The sequence below is a fragment of the Flavobacterium sp. 140616W15 genome (assembly GCF_003668995.1).
In the GTDB taxonomy this organism is placed as follows: Bacteria; Bacteroidota; Bacteroidia; order Flavobacteriales; family Flavobacteriaceae; genus Flavobacterium.
Genome location: NZ_CP033068.1, coordinates 4,551,161 through 4,564,591, shown reverse-complemented (window position 1 = coordinate 4,564,591; position 13,431 = coordinate 4,551,161). Strand labels below are relative to the sequence as shown.

At 37.7% G+C, this 13,431-nt stretch carries 5 protein-coding genes, 4 tRNA genes, 3 rRNA genes and 1 pseudogene; 4 read left to right on the top strand and 9 right to left on the bottom strand.

Going from position 1 to position 13,431, the window contains the following annotated elements; translation table 11 throughout:
- The first annotated feature begins 26 nt into the window (after positions 1–26).
- The 3 genes from EAG11_RS20040 to EAG11_RS20025 all read left to right on the top strand — a co-directional run bounded on the left by EAG11_RS20040 (position 27) and on the right by EAG11_RS20025 (position 4,661).
- On the top strand, positions 27–608 hold the full coding sequence (locus EAG11_RS20040) for a tRNA-(ms[2]io[6]A)-hydroxylase (RefSeq protein ID WP_039111801.1): 582 nt from the start codon (positions 27–29) through the stop codon (positions 606–608).
- A gap of 21 nt (positions 609–629) precedes the next feature.
- Positions 630–3,401, top strand: a complete 2,772-nt coding sequence (locus tag EAG11_RS20035; RefSeq protein WP_129540734.1) for an AsmA-like C-terminal region-containing protein — start codon at positions 630–632, stop codon at positions 3,399–3,401.
- Between the two features lie 1,017 nt (positions 3,402–4,418).
- The gene (locus EAG11_RS20025) at positions 4,419–4,661 is read left to right on the top strand and encodes a transposase (protein ID WP_371414649.1); all 243 of its coding nucleotides are present in this window, start codon (positions 4,419–4,421) and stop codon (positions 4,659–4,661) included.
- A 22-nt stretch (positions 4,662–4,683) separates the two neighbouring features.
- Here the strand turns inward: EAG11_RS20025 and EAG11_RS20020 are convergent.
- The 9 genes from EAG11_RS20020 to EAG11_RS19980 form a co-directional block, all read right to left on the bottom strand.
- Positions 4,684–4,769: transfer RNA gene (locus EAG11_RS20020), tRNA-Leu, on the bottom strand.
- Positions 4,770–4,775: 6 nt separating this feature from the next.
- Positions 4,776–4,848: transfer RNA gene (locus EAG11_RS20015), tRNA-Phe, on the bottom strand.
- Between the two features lie 60 nt (positions 4,849–4,908).
- Positions 4,909–5,018, bottom strand: a 5S ribosomal RNA gene (gene rrf / locus EAG11_RS20010).
- Positions 5,019–5,163: 145 nt separating this feature from the next.
- A 23S ribosomal RNA gene (locus tag EAG11_RS20005) occupies positions 5,164–8,048 on the bottom strand.
- A gap of 134 nt (positions 8,049–8,182) precedes the next feature.
- Positions 8,183–8,256 (bottom strand) — tRNA-Ala (locus EAG11_RS20000).
- Positions 8,257–8,343: 87 nt separating this feature from the next.
- A tRNA-Ile gene (locus EAG11_RS19995) sits at positions 8,344–8,417 on the bottom strand.
- A 123-nt stretch (positions 8,418–8,540) separates the two neighbouring features.
- Positions 8,541–10,054, bottom strand: a 16S ribosomal RNA gene (locus EAG11_RS19990).
- Together the 16S, 23S and 5S rRNA genes with 4 tRNA genes alongside form the textbook arrangement of a ribosomal RNA operon.
- A gap of 747 nt (positions 10,055–10,801) precedes the next feature.
- Entirely contained in the window at positions 10,802–12,037 is a 1,236-nt protein-coding gene (locus tag EAG11_RS19985; protein WP_129540732.1) for an ABC transporter permease, read from the bottom strand.
- A gap of 104 nt (positions 12,038–12,141) precedes the next feature.
- Entirely contained in the window at positions 12,142–12,636 is a 495-nt protein-coding gene (locus tag EAG11_RS19980; RefSeq protein WP_129540731.1) for a YkgJ family cysteine cluster protein, read from the bottom strand.
- A 74-nt stretch (positions 12,637–12,710) separates the two neighbouring features.
- Here EAG11_RS19980 and EAG11_RS19975 point away from each other — a divergent pair.
- Positions 12,711–13,417, top strand: a pseudogene (locus tag EAG11_RS19975) (class I SAM-dependent methyltransferase).
- The last annotated feature ends 14 nt before the right edge of the window (positions 13,418–13,431 follow it).

Genomic DNA, 13,431 nt, shown 5'->3' with positions numbered 1-13,431 from the left:
ATTTTGTAGGTTATAAATCAAATATCATGTTAGGATTAAAATTAGCTACAGACCCACGTTGGGTAAACATAGTCGAATCGAATATCGAAGAAATTCTTACCGACCATGCATGGTGTGAGCAAAAAGCGGCTTCAAACGCAATTAGTTTAGTAACATACAATTCAGAATTAGAGGAATTAGTAACAGAAATGTTAATTATTGCCAGAGAAGAATTAGAGCATTTACAAATGGTACATGACATTATCAAGAAAAGAGGTTTGACACTTGGTCGCGAAAGAAAAGACCATTATGTAAATGAGCTTTTTAAATTCATGAAAAAAGACGGCAGTAGAAAAGATGCCCTTTGTGATCGCCTATTATTTTCGGCCATGATTGAAGCTAGAAGTTGTGAACGCTTTAAAGTCCTTTCAGAAAACATAAAAGACCAGGAATTGGCAACATTTTATCGTGATTTAATGATTTCGGAAGCAGGACATTATACTACTTTTTTAGGATTTGCCCGAAAATATACCGATAATATAGACATCGATAAACGTTGGAAAGAATGGATTGAATACGAAGGTTCTATCATTACTAATTATGGAAAAAGCGAAACTGTACACGGATAAAAACAACTAATAATTATACTTATGACAAAAGGGAATATAAAATCCATTTTATATAGAATAGTAAAATATATTGGAATAGTGCTAGTCGTTATTTTAGCGCTACTTTTTATAACGCCTTATGTTTTTTCGGATAAAATAAAAGAAGAGATAAAGAAAACAGCAAACAAAAAACTTAATGCTGAACTAAATTATTCAGATGCTAACATTTCCTTCTTTCATCATTTTCCATCATTAACTTTAACTTTAAATGATTTAAAATTAAATGGATCTGCTCCATTTCAAAAAGAAAACTTTGTTACTGCTAAAGAAGTTTCTTTTGGTATTAACATAAGTAGTTTACTTTTTGGAGAAACTGTTAGCATAGACCAAATATATCTATCTAATTCTTTTATCAATGTAAAAGTTAATAAAAACGGTGAAGCAAATTATAACGTTTATAAATCATCTGAAGCTGAAGCAGAAAAAGCAAAAGATAATAGTGATGATACTTCTTTAAAATTAGAAAAAATTGAAATCATCAATAGTAAGATAGTCTATGATGATCAATCAACCAAGGTACATCTAGATGTTTTTGGATTTAATTATTCTGGAAAGGGAGATTTAAGTAAAGATATCTTCGACTTATATTCAAAAGCTAGAATCGAAAAACTTAACATCTTATACGAAAATGAACCTTATTTAATGAACAAAAAGGTAGATGCTGACTTAATTACAAAAGTAAATGTAAACTCTTTATCTTTCCTTTTCGAACAAAACAATTTAAAGATAAATCAACTAATAGTTGATTTTAAAGGAAAATTTGACTTTTTAAAAGATGGTTATAATATTGATTTTATTATAAAATCAGATAACAGTCAATTACATGATGTCTTTACAGCATTCCCTCCTAAATTCATTACCTGGTTATCAAAAACTGATTTAAAAGGGAATACAAATCTATTACTTACCTTAAAAGGTAAATATATTGCATCACAGAACATTGCTCCAGATTTAAACGTTGATTTAAAAATAAATGATGGTTATGTAAACTATAATAAAAGTTCTTTTCCTGTTTCAAATTTAAATCTAGATATAAATACGAAATTACCTTCGCTAAATCCAGACCTTTTAATTGTTGATGCAAAAAACCTAGCCTTAAACATAAATAAAGACCATTTAAAATCTAAATTTTATGTAAAAGGGGTAGATACTCCTGAAGTAGACATTGACCTAAACAGCCAGATAGATTTAGGAAAATTAACTCAGGCATTTGGAATTCCTGACATAGAATTAAAAGGAAATCTTATTGGAGATATTAAAGCAAAAGGAGTTTTTGATTTAAAAAATAAACTCTTCCCAGTAACTTCTGGAACAATTAACTTGAAAAATGGATTTTTAAAAACAAAATATTATCCAAACCCAATTACAGACATAACAATTGTTTCTGAGATTAATAATCAAAAAGGAACTTTTGATGATTTGAAAGTCAAATTATCACCAGCACAAATAACCTTTGAAGGAAAACCCTTTTTTATTAATGCCAACTTAAGCAATTTTAACGATCTTACTTATGACATTAAAGCTAAAGGAGAATTAGATATAAGCAAAATATATAGAGTTTTTTCTCAAAAAGGATTAGATCTAGATGGCTCAATTAAAGCCGATTTAGTTTTGAAAGGAAAACAAAGTGATGCTGAAAAAGGAAACTATAGCAAACTCAATAATAAAGGAACACTAGAAATTAAGAATATCGGAATTGTATCTGAATACCTTCCTAAGAAGTTTATTATTAAAGAAGGTCTTTTTAAAATAAACCAAGACAAAATGTTTTTCAAAAACTTTATGTCAACTTATGGTCAATCAGATTTTAAAATGAATGGATATCTACAAAATGTCTTTAATTTCATGACAACCAAAACTGGGGTCTTAAAAGGATCATTTGCTATAAATTCAAAGTACATCAATGCTGATGAATTTATGTCGAGTACAACTACCGAGACAAGCAATACAACTACAGCTCCTAGTACAAATACTGAAGCATCAAAAATAGAAGTAACTGAAACTGGAGTCATTATAATTCCGAAGAATTTCAATTTACAATTTCAAGCAAATGCACAGAAGGTAAATTTCAACAAACTTGCATTAAATAACGCAAAGGGAAATCTTAAAATGAATAAAGGGATTTTAACCATGCAAAATACTGGTTTCAATCTAATAGGCTGCGAAGTAAGCATGGATGCAACGTATCAAGCTCAAACAATGAAAAAAGCTCTATTCGACTATACTATCAAAGCAACAGATTTTGACGTTAAAAAGGCTTACAATGAAATTGAGATATTTAGAAAAATGGCTAGTGCAGCAGAAAAAGCACAGGGAACCGTTTCGCTAGATTACAAGCTAAAAGGAAGACTTAATGCTAAGATGGAGCCTGTTTACCCTTCATTAGTTGGTGAAGGTGTAATTTCTGTAAAAGATATCAAACTCTATGGGATGAAAATGTTCAATGCTGTAAGCAAAACAACTAGTCATGAAGCAATTAGAAATCCTCAAATAACCAAGGTTGATATTAAGAGTAGCATCAAAAACAATATAATTACTCTAGAACGATTCAAATTCAAATTTGCAGGTTTCAGACCAAGAATAGAAGGAACAACTAGTTTAGATGGTAAACTAAATATTAAAATGAGATTAGGTTTACCTCCATTAGGAATTTTGGGAATTCCGTTAATAATCAAAGGAACCAAAGATAATCCTAAAATAAAAATAGGAAGAAAATCAGAAGATTTAGAAGAAACTCAAGATACCGAAGATTAATCTAAATAATACCATGATTCACAAGCCTGCTCAATCGAGCAGGCTTTTTTATGCATATACATGAGGTAAGATATTTTTTAGATATCATTGAACTAAATTAGTTTCAGATATTCTTATTGCTTATTTTAAGATTATAATTATGACAAAATGATATAGAGTTAAACCAGATTAAAATAGATCAAGCACAAAACCTGGAGAGGAGGGAATTTCAAAGTAAAATAAAAATTTGAGATGACTCCTATAGATTGTCAAACCAATGAAAGCTAACCTAGAATCAATGGGAAGAAACTACAGAGACAAAAAAAAGACACCTAAGTTCTTTCAGACATGGGCTCCATACGAACAAGCACAGCAATGAATTATCAACCCTGAAAACATGGGTACTCATTTGTCAATTGATGAAGTAGCTTTGTCTCTGGAGAGCTTTTTACTATGGCTACAAATAAGGAAGCCAGAGGTAAAAAAGTTACTTAACTGCTATTGTTGCCGGAACAAAGGCTGATCTCGTTATTCATCTTATCTGCAAAATTGACTACAAAAAAAAGCTGTGACCAAGAAATAATACTTGAGATGATTAATTCCACGAAATTAATCTCCAAAAGATGTTTTCAGAAGCCATACAGGTTACCGATAGATTTCATACTCAAAAATTAGCTCTAGAAGCCTTACAGGAGATTAGAATAAAATATCCTTGGGAAAAGTATCGATACTGAGAATAGATTGATATTACAAGCGAAAAGAGAGAGCTAAACCTATATTCCAGAGCTTTTGTCTAACGGAGACTCTGTAAAGCAGTTATTAGCCAGAAGTAGAGATATTCTTTATAAATCACCTAAAAAATGGGCCTAAAGTCAAAATGAAAGAGCAAAGATCTTATTTAGCCTATATCCTGATATAAAAACAGCTCATAGACTAATACAACAACTTCCTGGGGTTTATAACAACAAACTCATTGCTATGACCAAACTAGCACATTAATATAGGAATGTAGAAGAATCGGGTTTTAAAAACTTTAATATCCTACTTAATACCATAACGGTTAATTATCAGTCAATCTTGAACTATTTTGATAATAGAAGTACTAATGCTTCAGCGGAATCTTTTAACGCAAAAGTAAAAGCGTTTAGAGGTCAATTTAGAGGAGTGCGAAAAGTCGATTTCTTATTATTGAGATTATCTAATCTCCAAGTTTTTCGTTTGATCCGTTCGATCCATTCCTTTTTTAGTAGTGTTTTGACAATAAAAAAAAACTCCAATTAGCAATAGCCAATTGGAGTTTTAGTACTCAGAGCGGGACTTGAACCCGCACGAACATTGCTGTTCACTGGATTTTAAGTCCAGCGTGTCTACCAATTTCACCATCCGAGCATTATGTGGTACCTCCAGGGATCGAACCAGGGACACATGGATTTTCAGTCCATTGCTCTACCATCTGAGCTAAGGTACCTTATTCTATAATTTATAGATAAGAATAAAAAACCCTGTTGATTAAAACAGGGTTTTAAAAGAAAGGCGACGACATACTCTCCCACATAACTGCAGTACCATCTGCGCAGGCGGGCTTAACTACTCTGTTCGGGATGGGAAGAGGTGAGCCCCGCCGCAATAACCACCTTAAGGTCGTTAGTTGCTTTAGGCAACTTTTGTAATAAAAATTAACAATTGATAATTAATAATTACAATAATATCTTAACACACTGAGATAAAGAAAAAATAATTTTTTAGAAAGTTTCTCCCCCCGACTTGCGTCGGGGGAAAAGGCGTACATAAGCTTACGGATTATTAGTACTACTCGACTATGACATTACTGCCTTTACATCTATAGCCTATCAACGTGGTCATCTCCCACGATCCTTAAAAGAAATCTCATCTTGTGGTGGGTTTCGCGCTTATATGCTTTCAGCGCTTATCCCTTCCAAACGTAGCTACTCTGCGGTGCTCCTGGCGGAACAACAGATACACTAGAGGTTTGTCCAATTCGGTCCTCTCGTACTAGAATCAGATCCACTCAAATTTCTTGCGCCCACAGTAGATAGAGACCGAACTGTCTCACGACGTTCTGAACCCAGCTCGCGTGCCACTTTAATGGGCGAACAGCCCAACCCTTGGGACCTTCTCCAGCCCCAGGATGTGACGAGCCGACATCGAGGTGCCAAACCCCCCCGTCGATATGAGCTCTTGGGGGAGATCAGCCTGTTATCCCCGGCGTACCTTTTATCCTTTGAGCGATGGCCCTTCCATGCGGAACCACCGGATCACTATGCTCTACTTTCGTACCTGATCGACCTGTATGTCTCTCAGTCAAGCTCCCTTATGCCATTGCACTCTACGCACGGTTACCAAGCGTACTGAGGGAACCTTTAGAAGCCTCCGTTACTCTTTTGGAGGCGACCACCCCAGTCAAACTACCCACCAAGCAATGTCCCCCGCAATAACGGGGTTAGGCCTCAGATAAACAAAGGGTTGTATTTCAACAATGACTCCACAACGCCTAGCGACGCCACTTCACAGTCTCCAACCTATCCTACACATCATTTATCCAAGGTCAATACTAAGCTATAGTAAAGGTGCACAGGGTCTTTTCGTCCCACTGCGGGTAAGCGGCATCTTCACCGCTACTACAATTTCACCGAGCTCATGGCTGAGACAGTGTCCAGATCGTTACACCATTCGTGCAGGTCGGAACTTACCCGACAAGGAATTTCGCTACCTTAGGACCGTTATAGTTACGGCCGCCGTTTACTGGGGCTTCAATTCAATGCTTCTCCGAAGATAACATCTCCTCTTAACCTTCCAGCACCGGGCAGGTGTCAGGCCCTATACTTCATCTTACGATTTTGCAGAGCCCTGTGTTTTTGATAAACAGTCGCCTGGACCTCTTCACTGCGGCCAGCATTGCTGCTGGCGACCTTTCTCCCGAAGTTACAGGTCTATTTTGCCTAATTCCTTAGCCATGAATCTCTCGAGCACCTTAGGATTCTCTCCTCAACTACCTGTGTCGGTTTACGGTACTGGTACTAATTACCTGAAGTTTAGAGGTTTTTCTTGGAAGCCCTTAGGCGCACTATCTCTTCAACCGAAGTCTCCGAGTACTATCGTATTTCCCCAAAATCTGTGGATTTGCCTGCAGATCTTATAGGTAGGTACTTCAACGAACTATTCCGTCAGTTCGCGGCGCTTTCATCACTCCGTCACCCCATCACAGTAATTAGTAGTACGGGAATATTAACCCGTTAGCCATCGACTGTCCCTTTCGGGTTCGCCTTAGGACCAGACTAACCCACAGCTGATTAGCATAGCTGTGGAAACCTTAGTTTTTCGGTGTGCGGGTTTCTCGCCCGCATTATCGTTACTTATGCCTACATTTTCTTTTCTAACCAGTCCAGCATGCCTTACGACACACCTTCAACCCTGTTAGAATGCTCCCCTACCACTTACAATTAATTGTAAATCCATAGCTTCGGTAATATGTTTATGCCCGATTATTATCCATGCTCGTCCGCTCGACTAGTGAGCTGTTACGCACTCTTTAAATGAATGGCTGCTTCCAAGCCAACATCCTAGCTGTCTGGGCAGACAAACCTCGTTCTTTCAACTTAACATATATTTGGGGACCTTAGCTGATGGTCTGGGTTCTTTCCCTCTCGGACTTGGACCTTAGCACCCAAGCCCTCACTGTTGTGAAACATTATATAGCATTCGGAGTTTGTCAGGAATTGGTAGGCGGTGAAGCCCCCGCATCCAATCAGTAGCTCTACCTCTATATAACTTTATGCACAACGCTGCACCTAAATGCATTTCGGGGAGTACGAGCTATTTCCGAGTTTGATTGGCCTTTCACCCCTACCCACAGGTCATCCGAAGACTTTTCAACGTCAACCGGTTCGGTCCTCCACTGTGTGTTACCACAGCTTCAACCTGCCCATGGGTAGATCACACGGTTTCGCGTCTAACACTACTGACTAAAGCGCCCTATTCAGACTCGCTTTCGCTACGGATCCGTGGCTTAACCACTTATCCTTGCCAGCAACGTTAACTCGTAGGCTCATTATGCAAAAGGCACGCCGTCACCCCACGAAAGGGCTCCGACCGCTTGTAAGCGTATGGTTTCAGGATCTATTTCACTCCGTTATTCACGGTTCTTTTCACCTTTCCCTCACGGTACTGGTTCACTATCGGTCTCTCAGGAGTATTTAGCCTTAGCGGATGGTCCCGCCAAATTCAGACAGGGTTTCACGTGCCCCGCCCTACTCAGGATACCACTATCATTTACACTCATTACCTATACGGGACTATCACCCTCTGTGGTTCTACTTTCCAGTAGATTCTAATTCTTTGCGCAACAAATATCGTGGTCCTACAACCCCAACATTGCCGTAACAACATTGGTTTGGGCTAATCCGCGTTCGCTCGCCACTACTTACGGAATCACTTTTGTTTTCTTCTCCTCCGCCTACTTAGATGTTTCAGTTCAGCGGGTTTGCCCACCTATCGGTGTACTATGTCTTCAACATAGTGGGTTGCCCCATTCAGGTATCTACGGATCAATTCGTGTGTGCCGATCCCCGTAGCTTTTCGCAGCTTATCACGCCTTTCATCGCCTCTGAGAGCCAAGGCATCCCCCATACGCCCTTATTTTGCTTATTGTACCAATCATAAATTAATATGACCGTTTTTTTTTGTTTTTATTATCGCTAATAAAAACGCTTTCTACTTTTTATTATTTTCTTATCTCAATATGTCAATGAACTTTTATCGCACCCAATTAAGGGATTGATCTGTGGAGAATAACGGAGTCGAACCGTTGACCTCCTGCGTGCAAGGCAGGCGCTCTAGCCAGCTGAGCTAATCCCCCATTTTTAAAATGATGATGAATTATGAGTTATGAATTCGCTCATAAATGCTCAACTTCTAAAATTTCCTTTTATTTAAGTTTAAATAGTAGTCCCGGGCAGACTCGAACTGCCGACCCCTACATTATCAGTGTAGTACTCTAACCAGCTGAGCTACGAGACTCTGTTTTTACTTAAATTTATTATTTGAACTAACAGCAGAGTAATATAATCTTTAGAGATGAACCTTTAAATTCTTTCGTCTTCTTTCCCTAACGTGCATTACTGCTAACATATAGGGCTCTAGAAAGGAGGTGTTCCAGCCGCACCTTCCGGTACGGCTACCTTGTTACGACTTAGCCCTAGTTACCAGTTTTACCCTAGGCAGCTCCTTGCGGTCACCGACTTCAGGCACCCCCAGCTTCCATGGCTTGACGGGCGGTGTGTACAAGGCCCGGGAACGTATTCACCGGATCATGGCTGATATCCGATTACTAGCGATTCCAGCTTCACGGAGTCGAGTTGCAGACTCCGATCCGAACTGTGACCGGTTTTATAGATTCGCTCCTGGTCGCCCAGTGGCTGCTCTCTGTACCGGCCATTGTAGCACGTGTGTAGCCCAAGGCGTAAGGGCCGTGATGATTTGACGTCATCCCCACCTTCCTCACAGTTTGCACTGGCAGTCTTGTTAGAGTTCCCGACATGACTCGCTGGCAACTAACAACAGGGGTTGCGCTCGTTATAGGACTTAACCTGACACCTCACGGCACGAGCTGACGACAACCATGCAGCACCTTGTAATTTGTCTTGCGAAAAATCTGTTTCCAAATCGGTCAAACTACATTTAAGCCTTGGTAAGGTTCCTCGCGTATCATCGAATTAAACCACATGCTCCACCGCTTGTGCGGGCCCCCGTCAATTCCTTTGAGTTTCATTCTTGCGAACGTACTCCCCAGGTGGGATACTTATCACTTTCGCTTAGCCACTGAGATTGCTCCCAACAGCTAGTATCCATCGTTTACGGCGTGGACTACCAGGGTATCTAATCCTGTTCGCTACCCACGCTTTCGTCCATCAGCGTCAATCAATTAGTAGTAACCTGCCTTCGCAATTGGTATTCCATGTAATCTCTAAGCATTTCACCGCTACACTACATATTCTAGTTACTTCCTAATAATTCAAGTTTAACAGTATCAATGGCCGTTCCACCGTTGAGCGATGGGCTTTCACCACTGACTTATTAAACCGCCTACGGACCCTTTAAACCCAATGATTCCGGATAACGCTTGGATCCTCCGTATTACCGCGGCTGCTGGCACGGAGTTAGCCGATCCTTATTCTTACAGTACCGTCAAGCTGGTTCACGAACCAGGGTTTCTTCCTGTATAAAAGCAGTTTACAATCCATAGGACCGTCATCCTGCACGCGGCATGGCTGGATCAGGCTTGCGCCCATTGTCCAATATTCCTCACTGCTGCCTCCCGTAGGAGTCTGGTCCGTGTCTCAGTACCAGTGTGGGGGATCTCCCTCTCAGGACCCCTACCCATCGTAGCCTTGGTAAGCCGTTACCTTACCAACTAGCTAATGGGACGCATGCTCATCTTTTACCGTTGTGACTTTAATTATAAAATGATGCCATTCTATAATACTATGAGGTATTAATCCAAATTTCTCTGGGCTATCCCTCTGTAAAAGGTAGATTGCATACGCGTTACGCACCCGTGCGCCGGTCTCTACTTCCGAAGAAGCATACCCCTCGACTTGCATGTGTTAAGCCTGCCGCTAGCGTTCATCCTGAGCCAGGATCAAACTCTTCATCGTATATTTTTTATATTATATTGCGACTTCAGATTCTATCGGTTATATTCAAATCTTGCGATTCTATTACTCTTTATTCTTTGTTTCGAAATCTCTCTCGAAACGGCTGTCAATTCAATATGTCTAAGAACTTGTCTACTTATTTTGTTCGCTTGTTTCTCAAAGCGGGTGCAAAAGTAATGAACTCCTTTTTAACTGGCAAGATTTTTTTGAAGTTTTTTTAGAAACTTTCGCTTCCGTTTTCTTCGTTTTTCTTAGCAGTATTTCAAGGAACTTCCGTTGTTTTGCGGGGTGCAAATGTAACTTTCGTTTTCCAAACTCACAAGCTTTTTTTAATCTTTTTTTTAGAAACTTTCGTTTCTAAATCCGATTGTTTTGCTTGCCAGTGTATCAGTGAACGTCTTGTTTGTTGCGGGTGCAAAACTACCACCTTTTTATAGATAAACAATACTTTTCGATTGCATTTTTGGGTTTATTTTACGTTTATTTCTTAACACATTGATAACTTTGACTTTACAACTTGTTCCTTTTTGTGTTTTGTAAGTATTTCCAATAGTCATTTCATTGCAATGCCCATTTTTAGCGGGTTTCCGTTTTTGCAGGTAGTTTGTTTTTGCACATCTAGCCCTGATAGAAGCGTAAATCCTTTCCCTTTTCTCTTTAAAAAGGGAAAGATTGAAGCAAATAGCAGGTAAAAGCTTCTGAAAAATCAATCAGAATCCTAGAAATCGAAATGAGAACTAATAAAGACTAATCAAATCGTATTGCTTTTACCGGAGAAATCTTCGTTATTATATAGGAAGGAATCAATAACACCAGAAAACAAACTGTTATGGTTAGCAGGTTTAGTAATAATACATATCCCCAGTTAAGATAAACCGGTGCTTGATTGACATAATAGTTTTCTGGATTAAGTTGGATTATTCCAAAATGTTGTTGAATTAACAAAAGTGAAATCCCAATAAGGTTCCCCCAAAACAGTCCTCTTAATATAAGGTAAAACGCATTATAAAGGAATATTTTACGAATGACCCAGTTGTTAGCACCTAATGCCTTTAAAATCCCTATCATTTGTGTACGTTCTAATATTAAAACCAACAATGCAACTACCATATTTATTGTCGCAACAATAATCATGATACCTAAGATAACTAGTATATTAAAATCGAAGAGCTCTAACCAATCAAAAATATAACTATATTTCTCAATGATGGTTTTTGTATCAAGTGTTGATGATGTTTGCTGGTAAATTTTATCCCCTGTTGTTTTTATACTTCCAAAGTCTTTCAAGAAAACCTCAAATGCCCCTACCTGATCTGGAGTCCATTTATTAATACGCTGTATATGGCGAATATCACCTATTATATAGGTAGCATCGAAATCTTGAAATCCTGAATTGAATATTCCTGCAATTTTCAACCTACGCACATTTGGCAATTTATTCTGATCTTCTTTTATAAAGAATGTATTGAACGCATCTCCTACTTTTAAATTTAGTCTGTCGGCAAGAAAGCGAGATAACAAAACTTCTTCATTAATAGCTTTAGTAAAATCTGGAAGCTTTCCTTCAACTAGATACTCCTTTATATTATTCCAATCATAATCGGCACCAACTCCTTTAAATATAATCCCCTCAAAAGCTGCTTCCGTTCTTATTATCCCTGCTTTGCTTGCTATTGCCTGAATATGGCTTACTTCTGGAATTGAAGTAAACTTAGGATAAAAATCTTGTTTTATGGAAATTGGACTGATTGTCACCTCCGACTGATTGTTGTCGTAATTGGAAATAATTACCTGCCCATTAAAAGCTGATACTTTTTCTCGAATTTTTTTTTGCAATCCAATTCCAGTTGCTACCGAAACCAACATCATTATTATTCCAATAGCAATGGCTGAGATTGCAATTTTTATAATTGGTGCAGAGATACTACTTTTATGATCTTTGGCAGTAATGAGTCTTTTGGCTATAAAATATTCTAGATTCAATTTAATTGGGTGTCTTTTTTTATAAGTTCAAAAATACGGTTTAATAAGTAAACTTAAATTACTCGTAAAAACAATTACGAAATATTTAAGGCAGAAGTCTTCCTTTATAGAGGCAGGCGTTTTTTCATTGCTTCTACAATATTAAATGCTGCTGGGCACATTGCAACATTTTTAAGAGTTAAATCAGAAATTTGCTGGAACTTTTTGCGATCTGTATGCGGGAATTCACGACATGCTTTAGGTCGCACATCATAAATCATACAATAGTTTTCATTATCTAAGAAAGTACATGGGACACTTTGCAAAACATAATCCTTGTCTTCATCTATACGAAGGTATTGTTCAATAAACTGTTGTGGCTTTTGTCGTAAATGTTTCGAGATACGCTCGATATCCGCATCCGTAAATAACGGCCCTGTTGTTTTGCAACAGTTAGCACATTTTAAGCAATCTGTTTTCCTAAATTCAGCATCATGCAATTCCTGCATTACATAATCTAAATTCTTAGGTTGTTTCTTTTTAAGCTTATCGAAATACTTTTTGTTTTCGATATGCTTATCTTTGGCCAACTTATTTAAGTTGTTTAAAATTTCTTTCAAGTTTAAGATTTAAAGTTGAACTGCAAAATTAAACAACTTTAAACTCGAAACCTTAAACTTTGAACTAAAATACGATGAAAGACCTTTTTGGGAAAGCAATACTGGATTTCCAGACCAACAATTCGCCAGAGGATTTAATTACCGAAACTACAATTTCTGAAGCAGACGAAATGAGTGTTGCTTATTTATTTCGCTCCTATAATGAAATGCCTAAACTGGAACAAAAAGCATTGGAACTTGCCAAAGGAAAAATACTTGATGTAGGTTGCGGTGCGGGAAGCCACAGTTTATACTTACAGAACGAAAAGAAACTTGATGTAACTTCGATAGACATTTCTGAAAAAGCCATCGAAACTTGTAAACTTCGTGGTATAAAAAATGCGAGAGTACAAGATGTACTAACTCTTGAAGTGGAAAAATACGACACAATTATATCACTAATGAATGGCGTGGGGATTTTTGGAAAACTACAAAATTGTAATAAATTTTTATCGAAGCTAAAATCTCTCTTGAATCCTGGGGACAAATCTTACTTGATAGTTCTGACATAATATATATGTTTGATGAAGATGAAGATGGCGGAAAATGGATTCCATCAGATACTGAATATTATGGAGAAGTTATTTTTAACATCTCTTATAAAGGAGAAAAAGAATCTGCTTTTGAATGGCTATACTTAGATTACAACACACTTCAAAATGCCGCTATAGCAAACGGGTTTAAGTGCGAACTGGTTTTAGAAGGAGAGCATTATGATTATTTAGCTAGACTTACTGTTTAAAAATAAAACATAAA

Bases quoted from the DNA above. Each gene is read 5' to 3' on its own strand.
- EAG11_RS20040 (WP_039111801.1), top strand. From the start codon at position 27: ATGTTAGGATTAAAATTAGCTACAGACCCACGTTGGGTAAACATAGTC.
- EAG11_RS20035 (WP_129540734.1), top strand. From the start codon at position 630: ATGACAAAAGGGAATATAAAATCCATTTTATATAGAATAGTAAAATAT.